Consider the following 372-nt stretch of genomic DNA (forward strand, 5'->3'; position numbering starts at 1 on the left):
GTCAGTCGCTGGCCATGATGACGATACTCGCCTTTGTGCTGGTGATCGCCATTGAGTTCTGGGGCCATCTGATCGTCGATGCGATTGCCGGTGCCGCCGATCCAAAAGTCAAAGCGCTGGCGCTGAGCTATCTGCAGACTTCCGCCTGGAGCTATCCGGCCGCCGCCATCACCCTGATTGGCAGCGGGGCGCTGCGCGGTGCAGGTAACACCAAGATTCCGATGCTGATTAATGGCGGCATGAACATCCTCAACATCATCATCAGTAGCGTGCTGATTTATGGCTGCTTCTCGTGGGACGGTTTAGGGTTTATCGGTGCCGGGCTCGGACTGACCATCACCCGCTATATCGGGGCGATCGCGGTGATTTACG

At 57.8% G+C, this 372-nt stretch carries 1 protein-coding gene; it reads left to right on the plus strand.

Going from position 1 to position 372, the window contains the following annotated elements; translation table 11 throughout:
* Positions 1–372: MATE family efflux transporter (locus SB756_RS28475; protein WP_410912845.1), on the plus strand; the 372-nt coding region annotated here is incomplete at both ends.

Source organism: Pseudomonas sp. SIMBA_068, assembly GCF_046534705.1.
In the GTDB taxonomy this organism is placed as follows: domain Bacteria; phylum Pseudomonadota; class Gammaproteobacteria; order Pseudomonadales; family Pseudomonadaceae; genus Aquipseudomonas; species Aquipseudomonas putida.